Here is a 16,038-nt window from a genome sequence, read left to right as displayed (position 1 = left end):
TGACGACATCCATCTGAAGGGGGTCACGCCTTTCAGATTGGCGGCGCCTTGCGGACTCCTTGCCTCTGCCGTGTCATGATCCCGAAACCGGTTCCCACTTTAGGGCGACGCGCTTCAGGCGAACACGCTTCAGATGATGCCTGCGGTCCAGCCAACGATCTGTGCCGCCGCATCGCGGAACGCGCGGTCGAGCGCCGCGACATAGGCCTGATTTCCGGTGCCCGAGACGGGTGCCGAGGCGGTAAAGCTCTGCCCTGCCCTCACCTCGCCGGTGCGGTCGTTGAGGAGGCGTACGAACAGTTCCGCCACCGCCCGCTCGCCTCCCGACACACGCACCTCGAAGGAACGGATTTCGGCAATCACCTGATAATCGATCGCAAGCCCCTCGCCCGGCTTGCCGACCCCTGCGAAACGGCCCGAACGCTGGAACGTCTCGGCCAGCCGCGCCTGGACCATCAAAGGCAGACGGTCCGCCCATTGCGCGCCCTTGAGATACTGGATCGATCCATCCGACGGCTTGATAACGATATTCTGGCCGTCGAATGCCTTCAGCGCCGAAGGCTCGGCGATCAGTATCTGGCGGCGGCTGCGGCTGGCAGCGTCGACGCTCGCAGCGGAAAGCTCAAAGGTATCCAGCGGCGCGGGACCGCCGCCCGGCAAGGCCGCGCAGCCCGCGACCGTGCCGGCCAGCAGCATGACGATGAAACGAAACTTCATGGAACCCACGATGCACACCCCGCCTTCAGAGGCTCAGTTCCCGACAGAGTCCGGATGATTGCGGACGGCTCTTCAAACCGGAAATGAAACGACATCAACGGCGCACCCTTCCGTCATATTGCCTGACCTCACCGTCACCGCCGGACAGGATGCGCTGCGGGTTGCGCTGGAGGTCGGAGACCGCCTGCTCGATCCGGTTGATGGAACGGCGGCTGTCATTCACCAGCGCCTCGACATTTTGCAGGCCCTTGCCGGAGAAACGCTCCAGATTGGCGGTGATCGTGCCAAGTCGCGCATTGAGCGTGTCGGCAACCTGCCTGAACGACTTCAGCGTCTCGCGCGCATCGGCCATGACGCCATCGGCCTGATCCGAGCCCAGCAGATTGTCCACCTTGGCCAGAATGCCATCGACCCGTACCGAGGCGTTGTTGAGCCGCTCGGCCAATTGCTGTGCGTCAGAGATCGTCTGGTCGATATCGTCCGCCCGGTTGCTGAATTTCTCCGTAACCTGCGCGACATCCGCCGCCGCCTTGTTGGCGTTTTCGCTGGCGGTGCGGATGTTCGCCAACGCTTCGCGAACATCCTTCGGATCGACGCCATCCAGTACGCCGTCTACCTTGGCCAGCGTGGTCTGCGTGCGTTGCGCAAACTCGTTTATCGAAGCGACGGCCTTGTCGACGCCTTCCATGACATCGTCGAATTTCTCGCCGGACCGGTTCAGGTTCTTCGTGAAGTCGTCGATATTGGTGACGATCTGCTTGACGCGGTCCTGATCGATGGAATTGAGCAGACCCTCGGCGGCCTTGATAGTACCGTCGAGCTTGCCTGAAACACCCTGAAGCTCCTCCGACAAGGCACTGACACTGCTCAGGAATTTGTCGATGGAGTCGGCATTGTTGGCCAAAGCGTCGGAGAATTTCTGGGCGTTCTGCACGGTCTGCGTCAAAGGTCCGCGCACATCTGTCGTGAAGCCTTCCAGATCAGAGAGCATCTTGTCGGCACGCGAGAAGATGTCCTGCGCGGTTTGCAGCAGATTGGTCACGGCGGAGGGATTTGCGGTGATCTCGGCAATCCTGTCCTCGGCCTCGGCCTCATCCAGAAGCTTCGGCTCGTTGCGGTTGGCGCCTTTGAGCTCGATATTCGCCTGTCCCGTCAGCCCCGCCAGACCGATGTCGGCCTGCGTCGAACGGGTGATGGGCGTCAGACGGTCGATCTCGGCATCCGCAATGGCGACACTCGGATTTTCCACGTCGATATAGACGCGCCGCACGTCACCCACCTTCACGCCATTGAACAGCACGAAGCTGCCGCGGCCCAGCCCCGAGGCGGAGCCGGGAATGCGCACGCGCACCATGACGGTCTCGCCACGCTCGCCGATTGCCGCCGTCCAGTAGACGAAACCGAACGCGGCAAGAATCGCCACCAGAGTGAAGATGCCGACGATGACGTAATTGGCTCTTGTTTCCATTACACCACTTATCGCTATGCACGGCCTTTGAGATCAAGCTGACGGGCGCGTTTTCCGCGGAAATAGGACTTTACCCACGGTTCTTCGCTCCTGAGCATATCTTCGATCGTACCTTCGACGATGACGCGCTTCCTGCCCAGAACCGCGATCCGGTCGCAGGCGGTGAAAAGCGAATCGAGATCGTGCGTCACCATATAGACGGTAAGGCCCATCGTATCGCGCAGCTTGATGACAAGTTCATCGAACTCCGCCGCGCCGATGGGGTCCAGCCCCGAGGTCGGCTCGTCGAGGAAAACGATGTCGGGATCGAGCGCCAGCGCCCGCGCCAAGGCCGCACGCTTGATCATGCCGCCGGAAAGCTCGGACGGAAACTTGTAAGCCGCATCCGCGGGCAGTCCCACCAGTTCGATCTTCAGCATGGCCAGTTCGTCCATGAGCTTTCGCGGCAGATCCAGATATTCGCGCATCGGCACCTGCACATTTTCCAGAACGGTCAGCGCCGAAAACAGCGCGCCGTGCTGGAACAACACGCCAAGGCGCATATCGATCCGCATTTGCTCGGCGTCGCTGGTTTTATCGACATCGACCCCGAACAGGCGGATTGTGCCTGAACGCTTGGGCGTGAGACCCAGAACCGTCCTCAGCAACACCGATTTGCCGGAGCCGGACGCACCGACGAAGCCAAGGATTTCGCCGCGACGCACCTCAAGCGACAGGTTTTCCAGCACGGTCTTGGGGCCGAAGGCCACCGTGATGTCCTGCGCCGACAGAACGATTTGGCCCTGCCCTTCCGTTTGAGGCCGCTGCGCCGGATTTGCGATCACCGCCACCATCTCAGAAATCGATTGCCGCGTAGAATATGGCGAAAAGGCCGTCCAGCACGATGACGATGAAGATCGCCTTCACCACCGAGGTCGTGACCTGCCGGCCAAGCGATTCCGCGCTGCCCCCCACCTTCATGCCCTCGACCGAGGCAATCGTGCCGATGATGATGGCCATGAACGGGGCCTTGATGAGACCCGCCGAGATGGTGCTGACGTCGATGGCAACGCGCAGCCTGTCGATGAAGGCAGCGGGCGGAATGTCCGAATATAGCCAGGCGGCCAGTATGCCACCGCCAAGCGCAGCGAAATTCGCCAGGATTGTAAGACAGGGCAGCGCTACCACCAGCGCCACCAGACGCGGGAACACCAGAACCCCGATAGGGTTGAGGCCGATCACCTTCAGCGCGTCGATCTCCTCGCGCATTTTCATCGAGCCGATCTCGGCCGTGATGGCGCTGCCGGAGCGGCCGGCGATCATGATGGCCGTCAACAGCACGCCAAGCTCGCGCAGCACCAGCACGCCGACCAGATCGACCACGAAAATATCGGCGCCGAAGTAGCTGAGCTGATAGGCCCCCTGCTGAGCGACGATGGCGCCCACGATCGACGACATCAGGAACACGACCGGAATGGCGCCCACACCCATGCGGTCGATCTGGTTGAAGATCGCTGCCGGGTTCACGGCATGGCCACGGCCAAGCTTCATCTGCGCGCCCCGGATGGTCGCGCCCAGAATGTTCATGCCTGCGATAAAGTCGTCGCGCATGGAATAGACACCACGGCCGACGGTCTCCAGAAACCGGATCATGATGTTGACCGGCGATTCCGGAGCGGCGTCCGTCCTGCCTCTGGAAATCTCGCCTACGGCTTCCAGCAATATTGCCGCTGCATCGCTCTGGCCGGCCACGCGAACCTGGCTTCCCTGCCTTTCATGGGCTGAAACCAGCCGGTCGATCAGCCAGGCGCCAGCCGTATCGAGTTTTTCGATGCCCGAGAGATCGACGACAAGAGCCTGCCCTGAAGAGCGGCGCTCCGCCTTGCGCATCTCGCTGTCGACATCGGCCACGGTGCGCGTTGTCCAGGTTCCCGAAAGCGTGCAGAGCAGCGCGCCATCGTGCTCGCCGAGTTCGACACGCGGGCGGTGCGTGTCGTCTCCTGCCTTCGCTGCGCTTGCGTCGCGTTTGCCGATGGTCAACATGGCACCCTGTTTAACCCGGCAATGCCGGACTGTCGATTTGCAGGCGGCCTCCTGCGGCTGCCCGGGAGAAAGAAACATATGGCGCGTGTCATTTCAGTCGAGGTCGGAAAATTCCCGATAGCGGGAAGCTTCACCATTTCGCGGGGCTCAAAGACCGAAGCGGAAGTGGTGATCTGCACGATCCGGGATGGCGGAAACACCGGACGCGGAGAATGCGTTCCCTACACGCGCTACGGCGAATCGATAGAGGGTGTCCGGACCGCCATCGAAGGAATCGCCGCGCAAATCGCCGCGGGCCTCGAGCGCCCGTCCCTGCTCGACGCCATGCCCGCCGGCGCAGCGCGCAACGCCGTGGATTGCGCGCTGTGGGATCTGGAAGCCAAGGCTTCGGGACGAACGGTGGCAAGCATCATCGCTCCCCGGGCCGAACCGCTGGAAACCGCATACACCCTTTCGCTTGGCGAACCTGAAGCCATGGCCCGGCAGGCGCGGCTCAATGCCGGCCGACCGCTTCTCAAGGTCAAGATCGGTGGCGGTGGCGACGATATCGCACGCATTCGCGCAGTACGCGACGCCGCCCCGCACAGCCGGCTCGTCATCGACGCCAATGAAGGTTGGACAGATGCCGACGTGGAGCGGAACCTCGCAGCGGCTGCCGGACTCGGCGTGGCTCTGGTGGAGCAGCCCCTGCCAGCCGGACAGGATGCGATCCTGCGCCGAATCGCCCACCCGGTTCCGGTCTGCGCCGACGAAAGCGTGCACGAGGCTGCCGATCTGGATGCGCTTGCCGGCCTTTATGACGCTGTCAACATCAAGCTCGACAAGGCCGGAGGTCTGACGGCAGCGCTGCTGCTGCGTGACCGCGCCCGCGAGCTCGGCCTGAAGATCATGGTTGGCTGCATGGTCGGAACCTCATTGGCCATGGCGCCCGCGGTCCTGCTGGCTCAGGGCGCCGATTTCGTCGATCTCGACGGGCCGCTCCTGCTGGCGCGGGATCGCCAGCCGGGTCTCGAGTATCGAGGCTCCACCGTCTTCCCGCCGACACCGCAACTGTGGGGATAACCGCTTCCGATCCCACTTTACCGCACCCGGATTCGCCTCTGCCTCGCAATTGCCATGGTGCGTGGTAAAACACCTGTCGCACTGAGTCAGGGGGACCGCTTTCATGGACAACGGCAACGGCAAGAGAACACGCTCCGACATCGAGGAGGCCGCGCTGTTCTTCCACCAGTATCCCGTTCCCGGAAAGCTGGAAATCCAGGCCACCAAGGCTTTGGGCAATCAGCGGGACCTTGCGCTGGCCTATTCGCCGGGCGTGGCGGCACCCTGCCTCGAAATTCAGGAAAATCCGGAATCGGCCGCCATCTACACCACCCGTGCGAATCTCGTTGGCGTGGTCTCCAACGGCACGGCGGTGCTCGGCCTCGGCAACATCGGCCCGCTGGCTTCGAAACCGGTGATGGAGGGCAAGGCCGTCCTGTTCAAGAAATTCGCCGGGATCGACGTGTTCGACATCGAGATCGACGCACCCGAGATCGACCAGATGGTCGATACCATCGCTACGCTGGAGCCGACCTTCGGCGGCATCAATCTCGAGGACATCAAGGCGCCTGAGTGCTTCGAGGTCGAGGAGCGGCTGAAGGCGAAGATGAATATTCCCGTCTTCCATGACGACCAGCATGGGACGGCCATCATCGTGGCAGCCGCCATCCTCAACGGGCTGGAGATCGCGGAGAAGAAGATCGGGGATGTCAAGATCGTCACCTCCGGTGCTGGCGCGGCGGCGCTTGCCTGCCTCAACCTGCTGGTTTCCCTTGGCGCGAAGATCGAAAACATCTGGGTCACGGACCGCTTCGGCGTCGCCTACAAGGGGCGCACCGAGGAGATGGACCGGTGGAAGGAGCCCTATGTCAAGGACACAAAGGCCCGCAAGCTGGCCGACGTGATCCGTGGTGCGGACGTGTTCCTCGGCCTTTCGGCCGCTGGCGTACTTACGCCCGATCTTCTGAAGCTGATGGCCGCCAAGCCGCTGGTTCTGGCTCTTGCCAACCCCTCGCCCGAGATCATGCCCGAAGTGGCCAGAGAAGCGCGCCCCGATGCCATGATCTGCACAGGAAGGTCCGATTATCCCAATCAGGTCAACAACGTACTGTGTTTTCCTTATATTTTCCGTGGAGCGCTGGATTGCGGCGCCAGGGCCATCAACGAAGAGATGAAGATGGCGGCTGTGCGCGCCATCGCCGGCCTGGCCCGCGAGGAGCCATCCGACGTCGCAGCGCGCGCCTATTCCAGCGAAACGCCGATGTTCGGGCCGGAGTTCCTGATCCCCTCGCCCTTCGACCCCCGCCTCATCCTGCGCATAGCGCCGGCTGTTGCGAAGGCGGCCTGCGAGACCGGTGTCGCCACGCGGCCGATCACCGATTTCCCGGCCTATATCGACAAGCTGAACCGCTTCGTCTTCCGGTCCGGCCTCGTCATGAAGCCCGTCTTCTCGGCCGCACGGACCTCGGCGAAAAACCGCATCGTCTACGCCGATGGCGAGGATGAGCGGGTGCTGCGCGCCACGCAGGTGGTGATCGAGGAAGGCATCGCAAGACCGATCCTGATCGGACGCCCGCATGTCGTGGACGTGCGCCTCAGGCGCTATGGGCTGCGCATCCGCGCCGGTGAGGATTTCGAGCTCATCAACCCGGAGGACGATCCCCGCTATCGCAACTATGTCGATCTGCTGATCGAGATCGCGGGCCGGCGCGGGGTGACGCAGGAGGCCGCCCGCACCATGGTGCGCACCGACAATACGGTGATTGCGGCCCTTGCCCTGCAACGCGGCGACGGCGACGCCATGCTGTGCGGTCTGGAAGGCCGCTTCGGCAAACATCTGCGCAATGTCTCGCTCATCATCGGCCCGCGCCCCGGTATCAGGGACCGCGATCTTTCCACGCTTTCCATGCTGATCACCCAGCGCGGCCCCCTGTTCTTCACGGATACCTATGTGACGGTCGATCCGTCGGCCGAGGAGATCGCGGAAATGACCGTGCTTGCGGCGGAAGAAATCCGCCGCTTCGGCATCGAGCCGAAGGCGGCATTGCTGTCGCATTCCGATTTCGGCTCGCGCGATACGCCCAGCGCCCACAAGATGCGGCGTGCCGCCGAGATCATCCACGAGATTGCGCCCGACCTCGAATGCGATGGCGAGATGAATGCCGATTCCGCCCTGTCGCCAATGTTGCGCCAGCGCGTGTATCCGCATTCACGGCTGAAGGGAGAAGCCAACCTGCTGGTCTTCCCCAATCTGGATTCGGCGAATATCGCCATGGCGACCGTCAAGCAGATGATGGACGCGCTGCATGTCGGCCCGATCCTGCTCGGCGCGGCCATGCCGGCGCATATCCTGACGCCGTCCGTGACCTCGCGGGGCGTGGTCAACATGACCGCGATCGCCGTGGTCGAGGCGGCCCAGAAGGCGCAGGCGACCGTCGACGTGGATGCCCTGCTGGCGGCCGCTTCGGAATAGCCGTCAAGCCGGAATTAACCCGCCATTGCTAGCTTGATGCTCCTGCAAGGGGCAGCGAGGTTTGAGTGGCGGGTACGGTTTGCAGACTGGCGACAGCGGCCTTGTCGGCTTTCGGGCTGGCAATGGGCTGGCTTTCGTTCGCCGAGGCTGCCCCTTCATGCCGGCAGCTTGAAGCCGAACTCGTACGCTCCTCGCCCTCCGCCGGCAGCCGCACGACGAAGAAATATGACAATGCCATCGCCCGTCAGCGCGATCAGATTGCCAAAGCCGGCCAGCGCGCCCGCAGTGCCGGTTGCGGATTTTCCTTCTTCGCCCGCCCGGGTTCGCAATGCGGCGAAGTGAATGCCACCATCAAACGCATGCAGGCCAATCTGGAGAGCTTGCAGTCCACGCGCGCGCAACTCGGCAAGGGAGCCAGCCGGGCAGACCGTGCGCGCATTCTCGCGGCTCTGGAGACAAAGGGATGCCGGCCGAAGAAGAATGCAGCGACGGCGACAAGCCCCGCCACCGCTTCGACGGATGACGTAGCGGGGGCGCAGGCCAATGCCGGCGTCGTCATCCGCGGCACTGGCAATTCCTCCCTGTATTATCCGGGAAACCGGCCCTACCGCACCCAGTGCGTGCGCACCTGCGACGGCTACTTCTTCCCGATGTCCAAGTCGAGCACGCCAGCCGACTTCCAGCGCGACCAGGCCCGCTGCGAGGCGGCATGTCCGGGCACGCGTGTGGAAATGTTCTACAGCGAAGGCAGGTCCGCAGACCCGGCCGACATGGTCTCCGCCGTTACCGGAAAACGGTATTCTGACCTGCCCCGGGCGCTGGTGTTCCGGCGGCTGGACATTCCGGTCGAACCCGGATGCAGCTGCGGCGGCGCGGTTCCGCAAGGGGCATCGTTCGTGGGTCAATCCGCAGTACCCGGCACCCGGATTTCGGCCAGCCCCGGCTCATCCGTGGTCGATGTGAAAGCGCCGCGAGGCCGGAAAGAGGCTGGCGAAGCTCAGGCTCAGCAGCCCTCACCGGAACGCGAAGCCGAGGAACACCGCAAGGTCAGGGTCGTCGGGCCAACGTTCCTTCCGGACCCATAAGCGGAAGCAGCTCGGCGAGCTCCGGGCCGGAGGCACGGCCGGTCAGCGCCAGCCGCAGCGGCGCGAACAGTTCCTTGCCCTTTCGCCCGGTCGCCTTGCGAATAGAAGCGGTCCACTTCTTCCAGACGCCGTCGTCCCACGGCGCCTCGGGCAGCAGATCGAACGCCTGCCGCAGGAATTCCCGGTCTTCGGCCTCTAATTCCGGCGCTTCCAGCGGTCCTTCATTGACGATCCGCCACCAGTCGCGCGCATCCGCCAACTTGTCCAGATTGCCGCGCACCGCATTCCAGAAAGCATCGGCGCGCTCGTCGGCAATGCCCAGCAGTTGCAGCCGGTCGCGCACGTCCTCGAACGGCATATGATGCAGCAGCGCGCGGTTGAGAACGAACAACTCGTCCGGATCGAATTTGGCCGCCGATTTGGACGTCGAGCCCGGATCGAAATGCCCGGCCAGTTCCGCCATCGAAGCCATGGCCTGAACGTTTTCCGACGTGCCGATCAGCACCGCCAGCGAGGCAATCGCCATTGGCTCGACGCCGGATTCCCTGAGGCTTTCGACCGAAAGCGCCCCGGTGCGCTTGGAAAGCCCCTCACCCGACGAGGTGGTGAGCAGATTGTGGTGGCCGAAGACCGGCGGCTCCGCGCCAAGCGCCCTGAACAGGGCGATCTGCACGCCTGTGTTGGTGACGTGATCGTCACCACGGATGACGTGGGTGATGCCCATGTCGATGTCGTCCACCACCGAAGGCAGCGTGTAGAGATAGGTGCCATCCTCGCGCACCAGAACCGGATCGGAAAGCGAAGCGAGGTCGACGGTTTCCTCGCCCCGCACCAGATCGTTCCAGTGGACTTCCGTGCGGCGCGGCTCCGCTGGATCGGTGACGAAATTGGGCAGCAGGAAGCGCCAGTGCGGCTTGCGGCCATCCTGCTCGTATTGGGCGACCTCGTCCTGCGTCAGCGCCAGCGCCTCGCGGCCGTAGACGGGTGGCAGCCCGCGTGTGCGCCTGATCTTGCGGCGCAGGTCGAGCTCCTCGGCCGTTTCGTAGCAGGGATAAAGCAGACCGTCCGCCTTCAGTTTCTCGACTGCCTGATCGTACACGTCGAAGCGCTTCGACTGATATTCGATGCTGTCGGGGAAGATGCCCAGCCAGTGCAGGTCGTAGAGGATGGAATCCGCATATTCCTTGCGCGAGCGCTCCAGATCGGTGTCGTCGAAACGCTGGATGAAGCGGCCATTGTTCTTTTGCGCGAACAGCCAATTGAACAGGGCCGTGCGGGTGTTGCCGATATGAATGCGGCCGGTGGGCGATGGGGCAAAGCGTACGGTAACGGTCATTCCCGGGGCCTAATGGATGTGGCGGAAATTGACAAGACAACCATTTGGACAGCGCGGTATCATTTGGTTGGCGGTTTGTTGCGCCTGCCTGTCAGCCACGGTCGCGGAACCTGTTGGTGATCGGGTAGCGACGGTCGCGGCCGAAGTTCTTCTTGGTGATCTTCACGCCGGGAGCCGCCTGCCGGCGCTTGTACTCCGCGATGTAGAGCAGGTTCTCCACGCGGGCGACCGTCTCGCGGTCATGGCCGCGCGCGACGATGTCGTCCACGCCCATCTCCTGCTCCACGAGGCATTCGAGAATGTCGTCAAGCACCTCGTAGGGAGGCAGGGAATCCTGATCCGTCTGGTTCTCGCGCAACTCGGCGGTCGGCACCTTTTCGATGATGTTGACCGGGATCACCTCGCCCGAAGGCCCCAGCGCGCCGGGCGGCACCTGCGTGTTGCGCCAGCGCGAAACGGCGTAGACCTGCATCTTGTACAGGTCCTTGATGGGATTGAAGCCGCCGTTCATATCGCCGTAGAGCGTGGCGTAACCCACCGACATCTCGCTCTTGTTGCCGGTCGTCACCACCATGGAGCCGAACTTGTTGGAGATCGCCATCAAAAGCGTGCCGCGCGCGCGGCTTTGCAGATTCTCTTCCGTGATGCCCGGCTGCGTGCCTTCGAAAAGCTGCGTCAGCGCGTGCTGGAAACCCTCCACCGGCTCGGCAATCGGCACGATGTCGTAGCGGCAGCCGAGCGCGTGGGCGCAGTCCTCGGCATCCTTCAGCGATTCCTTCGAGGTATAGCGATAGGGCATCATCACGCAGCGCACCCGCTCCTCGCCAAGCGCATCCACCGCCAGCGCCGCGCAGATTGCGGAATCGATGCCGCCGGAAAGGCCGAGCACAACGTTCCTGAAGCCGTTCTTGTTCACATAGTCGCGCAGGCCGAGCATGCATGCCCGGTAATCCGCCTCTTCCTTTTCCGGAATCCGCGACATGGGCCCCTGATCGCAAACCCAGCCCTCGCCGGTCCGCTTCCAAGTGGTGACGGCGAGCGTTTCCTCGAACTGGCTCATCTGGAAGGCGAGAGACTTGTCGGCCCCGATGGCGAAGGAAGCGCCGTCGAACACCAGTTCGTCCTGGCCGCCGATCTGGTTGGCATAGATCAGCGGCAAGCCGCTTTCGATGACCTGTTTGATGACGATCTGGTGGCGGATATCGACTTTGCCGCGATAATAGGGCGATCCGTTCGGTACGATCAGCAGTTCCGCACCGCTTTCGGCCAGCGTCTCGCACACTCCGAACTCGCCCCAGATATCCTCGCAGATCGGAATGCCAAGCCGTACGCCGCGGAAATTCACCGGACCCGGCATATCCGGCCCCGGCTGAAACACACGCTTTTCATCGAACTCGCCGTAGTTCGGCAGATCGACCTTGAAGCGCTCGGCAACGATCTTGCCGCCATCGGCCACGATGACGGAATTGTGGGTGCCGCTTTCGCGCTTCAGCGGCACGCCGATGACAATGCCCGGCCCGCCGTCGGAGGTATCCTTCGCGATGTCCTCCACCGCACGCTCGCAGGCCCTGAGGAAGGCCGGCTTCAGGATCAGATCCTCCGGCGGATAGCCGGAAATGAACAGTTCCGTGAAAAGCACAAGGTCCGCGCCCTGGCTCGCGGCGTCCGCACGGGCCTGTCTCGCCCTGGCGAGATTGCCGGCGACGTCGCCCACCGTCGGGTTGAGCTGGGCAATGGCGATGCGAAGAGTGTCGGGAGCTGTCTTGCGGGTCATGGATGCGGGTTTAGCGGGAGTCCGCGCCGTTGCCTAGAGCGCCGGACGCCCGCAGGTGCCTGCAAAATGCTAGACCGGCGTTCCGAACAGGCGCTCCAGTATCGCCACCAGCCACACGCCTGAAGCCAGCAGGATGGCGATGAGCACAGCCAGCGAGCCGCAGTCCTTGGCAAGCTGGATATCGATGTTGAACTCCCGGCTCACCGCGTCGCAGGCGGCCTCGATGCCGGTATTGAGCACTTCAACCAGAATGAGGAACAGGATTGCGGCGATGAGAAGCGCATAGCCGGCCCATGACGACGACACCAGCCAGCCGACCGGAATGGCGATCAGCAGCAGGATGAGTTCCTGCTGGAAAGCCGCCTCGCTGCCGGCCAGACGCCGGAAGGCGCGCACGGAGTTGAAAAACGCATCGATCAGCCGCTTCATGTCGTCATTATCTCCTGAACGCGGGCGATGAACGGAACGATTGTGACCGTTCGATGAAACGGCTGCGCTTATCCACCAGAGAGCGCCGGTCGGCAACCTTCATGAAGGCGTGGACCGCTCGAACTGAGGCAGGCCATCGGAGATTTCGTAGTAGTCCCCCTTGTCGGCCACGAAGATATGGCTATCTCCCACCAGGCCCGACGGGCTATCGAATGTGCCGGCGGTGACCGAAATCACATCCAGCTCATTGTGCTTCCAGAAAAGCACGGACCCGCAGGTGCCGCAGAAACCGCGCCTTGCCAAGTCCGAGGCGGCATACCAGACCACCTCTTCCTCCCCCTCGATGGAAATGTCGGCCAAAGCGACATTGGTGGCGGCCAGCACATGGCCGGTCTGGCGACGGCATTGCGAGCAATGGCAATAGACCACGCCCCGTAGCGCGCCTTTCGTGATGAAGCTCACCTTGCCGCACAGGCATGCGCCTCTGTTGCTGCCCGACATGTTTCCCTCCTGCGGGTTCCGACTCCCGGCATCCAGACTATCCGGCTTTTTAATAAAGCTTTAGCCAACACCGAATAAGAGTTTTCGGGCGGGGCTCATATGGGGGCATGGAACCTCGCGACATGCCTGAGCCATCAGGATGCTCCCGATCCGCACCGGCCTGACGGCCGGGCCGGAACAAGGGTCGAACGAGTCACCTATGCAGCCGGCTGCAGCGCCCCAGCAAATGCCCCAGAAGGATACGGCTGGCACCGTTCTGGCCACAATGCGCAAGCTCGGCGTGACGGGCTTGCCCCGTAACTACGAAATTTTTTACGAAGCCCTTACCGGCAGCAACCCCGCTCTCGGTCTGGCCGTAATCGCGCTTGGCAACCACCCGACACAGCATCAGCTCGACGACATCAGCCGGCGTTTCTTCGCCCAGCACCACGGACAGGGCGTCGTCGAACAGGCGCGCGAAGTGGTTGCCCGTGAACTGGAAGAAGTCGCCGCACTGCTGCGCTCGGAAAGGACGCAGGTCGAGAAATATGGCCGCATCCTCAACGAGACTTCGGACGGGCTCTCCAGTCGCTCCTCGATTTCCCGCGAGTTGTTGCACAAGATCGTCGGGGCTGTGGCAACAGCGACCAGCTCGACCCTTGAGCGCGGCAAGCTGGTGGAAAGCGCCCTCAGCGACAAATCGGCCGAACTCGAAGCGGTGAAATGCAAGCTGGAAGAATACAAGCGTCTCGCCGATACCGATCCGCTGACCCAGATCCTGAACCGCAGGGCCTTCGACAAGGAAATCGCGCGCATCTACAGCAATCGCAAGGATATATTGTTCAACGCATTGATCCTTGCCGACATCGACAATTTCAAGAAGATCAACGACCGTTTCGGCCATCCGGTTGGCGACAGGATCATCCGCACCATTGCCGATATCTTCCAGAGCAGCGTGCGCCGCGACGTGTTCGTCGCCCGCACGGGCGGAGAAGAGTTTGCGATGATCGTCGAAGGAAGCAGCGAGGACACCACCGTTGAAATAGCGGAGCGCCTGCGCAAGCTCGTCGAACAAACCCGGTTCGTCGATCCTGCGACGGGTGCAGACTACGGTCCGGTAACCGTTTCCATGGGCATTTGCATGGCAAACGAGGCCGACACCGCCGACGACCTTTACATCAAGGCCGATCGCGCGCTCTATCGCTCGAAGGTGGGCGGCCGCAACAGGGTCACGAGGCATTCGTCCCTTCCCAACCACAGCAGCAACAAATGGCTGCTCTACCGCAAGGATTGAGCCTCGGCTTGCCGGCAAGCCACCGGGTGACAAAAGACAAATAAAAAGGCGCCCCGCACGGAGGCGCCTTTTTTAAATTCTCAAGCCGCAACTGTCAGGCGTTTGCGGCCTGCCTGTGCTCGACCGGATTGTTCTTGCGCAACAGGTCCGAGACCAGGAAGGCAAGTTCGATGGCCTGATCGGCGTTAAGACGCGGGTCGCAGTGGGTGTGATAGCGATCCTGAAGCTCCTCGGCCGTGATGGCGCGCGCGCCGCCGGTGCATTCGGTGACGTTCTTGCCGGTCATCTCCACATGGATACCGCCCGGATGCGTGCCTTCGGCGCGATGCACCTCGAAGAAGCTCTGCACTTCCTTGAGGATACGATCGAACGGACGCGTCTTGTATCCGGCAGCGGTAATGGTGTTGCCATGCATCGGGTCGCAGGACCATACGACGGAACGCCCTTCGGCCTTCACCGCACGCACCAGCCTGGGCAGATGCTCGCCCACCTTGTCGGCGCCGAAACGCGCGATCAGCGTCAGGCGGCCGGGCTCATTCTCCGGATTCAGCCGGTCGATGAGATCGAGCAGGCCGTCCGGCGTCAGCGACGGGCCGCACTTGAGGCCAAGCGGATTGCGGATGCCGCGACAGTACTCGATGTGGGCATGGTCGGCCTGGCGTGTGCGGTCGCCGATCCAGATCATGTGGCCGGACGTCGCGTACCAGTCGCCGGAGGTTGAATCGACACGGGTCAGCGCCTCCTCGTAACCGAGCAGCAGCGCCTCATGGCTGGTGTAGAAATCGGTTTCCCGCAAGGCGTGGTTGGTTTCCGAGGTGATGCCGACGGCCTTCATGAAGTCCATCGTCTCGGTGATGCGGTGCGCCAGCGATTCATACTTCTCGCCCTGCGGGCTGTCGGAAACGAAGCCCAGCATCCAGCGATGGACGTTCTCGAGGCTTGCATAGCCGCCCTGCGCGAAGGCGCGCAAAAGGTTGAGCGTCGCCGCCGACTGGCGATAGGCCATGACCTGGCGACGCGGATCGGGAACGCGCGAGGCGGGATCGAAGTCGATGCCGTTGATGATGTCGCCGCGATAGCTCGGCAGCGTCACCTCGCCCTTGGTCTCGTTGTCGGCGGAGCGCGGCTTGGCGAACTGGCCCGCGACGCGGCCAACCTTCACCACAGGCTGCGAGCCGGCAAAGGTCAGCACCACCGACATCTGGAGGAAAACGCGGAAGAAGTCGCGGATGTTGTCCGCGCCATGTTCCGCGAAACTCTCGGCGCAATCGCCGCCCTGAAGGAGAAATGCGTCACCGGCAGCCACGCTGGCAAGCTGCTTCTTCAGCTTGCGCGCCTCACCTGCAAAAACGAGCGGCGGAAAGCTGGAGAGCTGGGCCTCGACAGCCCTGAGGGCGTCAACGTCCGGATAAGCCGGAACCTGCTGGATCGGCTTTTCTCTCCAGGAATTCGGGGACCACTTCGTCATTGTCGTAACCACTCTTTATTGGGGGCACACGGCCCATCACTCCCATATATAAGTATAGGAAACGCAGCTCCATACATGAAGCGGCAGTTCTCTGCCAGTCCGCAATTTACCTTACGTCCGTCAGCCTGAAGCGGGGGGCTGTTCGTTATGACGCCGGCAGGGTTTCCAGCCTGATTCGATTCGGCCGGGAATTTGACGCCGGGCGGCGCAATGGGACGAAAATCCGCTTCTCCCAAGTCCCTGCCGGCAAGACACGCCAGCTACGTCCGTTTACCATGCGTCAACCATTCGGGCGATTCAACACCATCCTACATATAACTGATTTTATTGGTTTTTTTATTTTGACTTGGCTCTCCTGCACGCATAGCGAGCTGTTGCCTGGGGGCAACGTCAGCCAGTCGATGCATGGCCTACGCCCATAATCTTCATTGAATCTGATCAAGCAGTGTTA

The 16,038-nt window shown here is 62.5% G+C and carries 13 protein-coding genes; 4 read left to right on the top strand and 9 right to left on the bottom strand.

Features of this window, described 5'->3' with window-relative positions:
• Positions 1-129 precede the first annotated feature (129 nt).
• The 4 genes from DES43_RS10060 to DES43_RS10045 all read right to left on the bottom strand — a co-directional run bounded on the left by DES43_RS10060 (position 130) and on the right by DES43_RS10045 (position 4,207).
• The gene (locus DES43_RS10060) at positions 130-717 is read right to left on the bottom strand and encodes an ABC-type transport auxiliary lipoprotein family protein (RefSeq protein ID WP_035025946.1); all 588 of its coding nucleotides are present in this window, start codon (positions 715-717) and stop codon (positions 130-132) included.
• Positions 718-811: 94 nt separating this feature from the next.
• Positions 812-2,185: an MlaD family protein gene (locus DES43_RS10055; RefSeq protein ID WP_035025890.1), complete on the bottom strand. Its 1,374-nt coding sequence runs from the start codon at positions 2,183-2,185 to the stop codon at positions 812-814.
• 14 nt (positions 2,186-2,199) lie between these two features.
• Complete coding sequence (locus tag DES43_RS10050) at positions 2,200-3,018, bottom strand: ABC transporter ATP-binding protein (RefSeq protein ID WP_035025888.1); 819 nt, start codon at positions 3,016-3,018, stop codon at positions 2,200-2,202.
• A gap of 1 nt (position 3,019) precedes the next feature.
• Positions 3,020-4,207, bottom strand: coding sequence for an ABC transporter permease (locus DES43_RS10045; RefSeq protein ID WP_035025944.1), 1,188 nt, complete (start codon positions 4,205-4,207; stop codon positions 3,020-3,022).
• 78 nt (positions 4,208-4,285) lie between these two features.
• Between DES43_RS10045 and dgcA the strand changes: the two genes are divergently transcribed.
• The 3 genes from dgcA to DES43_RS10030 all read left to right on the top strand — a co-directional run bounded on the left by dgcA (position 4,286) and on the right by DES43_RS10030 (position 8,806).
• Positions 4,286-5,269, top strand: coding sequence for an N-acetyl-D-Glu racemase DgcA (gene dgcA / locus DES43_RS10040; protein ID WP_035025887.1), 984 nt, complete (start codon positions 4,286-4,288; stop codon positions 5,267-5,269).
• Positions 5,270-5,372: 103 nt separating this feature from the next.
• Positions 5,373-7,721, top strand: coding sequence for an NADP-dependent malic enzyme (locus DES43_RS10035; protein ID WP_035025885.1), 2,349 nt, complete (start codon positions 5,373-5,375; stop codon positions 7,719-7,721).
• A gap of 65 nt (positions 7,722-7,786) precedes the next feature.
• Positions 7,787-8,806, top strand: a complete 1,020-nt coding sequence (locus DES43_RS10030) for a DUF2865 domain-containing protein (protein WP_156953477.1) — start codon at positions 7,787-7,789, stop codon at positions 8,804-8,806.
• Here DES43_RS10030 and gltX read toward each other — a convergent pair.
• The 4 genes from gltX to DES43_RS10010 form a co-directional block, all read right to left on the bottom strand.
• On the bottom strand, positions 8,769-10,142 hold the full coding sequence (gene gltX, locus DES43_RS10025; protein ID WP_035025884.1) for a glutamate--tRNA ligase: 1,374 nt from the start codon (positions 10,140-10,142) through the stop codon (positions 8,769-8,771). The genes DES43_RS10030 and gltX overlap by 38 nt on opposite strands.
• Positions 10,143-10,233: 91 nt before the next feature.
• The gene (locus DES43_RS10020; RefSeq protein ID WP_035025883.1) at positions 10,234-11,916 is read right to left on the bottom strand and encodes an NAD+ synthase; all 1,683 of its coding nucleotides are present in this window, start codon (positions 11,914-11,916) and stop codon (positions 10,234-10,236) included.
• 69 nt (positions 11,917-11,985) lie between these two features.
• Positions 11,986-12,345, bottom strand: coding sequence for a diacylglycerol kinase (locus tag DES43_RS10015; RefSeq protein WP_035025882.1), 360 nt, complete (start codon positions 12,343-12,345; stop codon positions 11,986-11,988).
• Between the two features lie 99 nt (positions 12,346-12,444).
• On the bottom strand, positions 12,445-12,846 hold the full coding sequence (locus tag DES43_RS10010; RefSeq protein ID WP_035025881.1) for a GFA family protein: 402 nt from the start codon (positions 12,844-12,846) through the stop codon (positions 12,445-12,447).
• 226 nt (positions 12,847-13,072) lie between these two features.
• Here DES43_RS10010 and DES43_RS10005 point away from each other — a divergent pair, with 226 nt between their 5' ends.
• On the top strand, positions 13,073-14,119 hold the full coding sequence (locus DES43_RS10005; RefSeq protein ID WP_245264682.1) for a GGDEF domain-containing protein: 1,047 nt from the start codon (positions 13,073-13,075) through the stop codon (positions 14,117-14,119).
• A 94-nt stretch (positions 14,120-14,213) separates the two neighbouring features.
• On the opposite strand, the gene DES43_RS10000 is transcribed toward DES43_RS10005, so the two are convergent.
• Entirely contained in the window at positions 14,214-15,587 is a 1,374-nt protein-coding gene (locus tag DES43_RS10000; RefSeq protein ID WP_035025879.1) for a class II 3-deoxy-7-phosphoheptulonate synthase, read from the bottom strand.
• Positions 15,588-16,038 lie beyond the last annotated feature (451 nt).

The organism is Aquamicrobium defluvii (genome assembly GCF_004363725.1).
Lineage (GTDB): Bacteria > Pseudomonadota > Alphaproteobacteria > Rhizobiales > Rhizobiaceae > Mesorhizobium > Mesorhizobium defluvii.
This window is presented reverse-complemented; position numbering and strand designations above follow the sequence as displayed.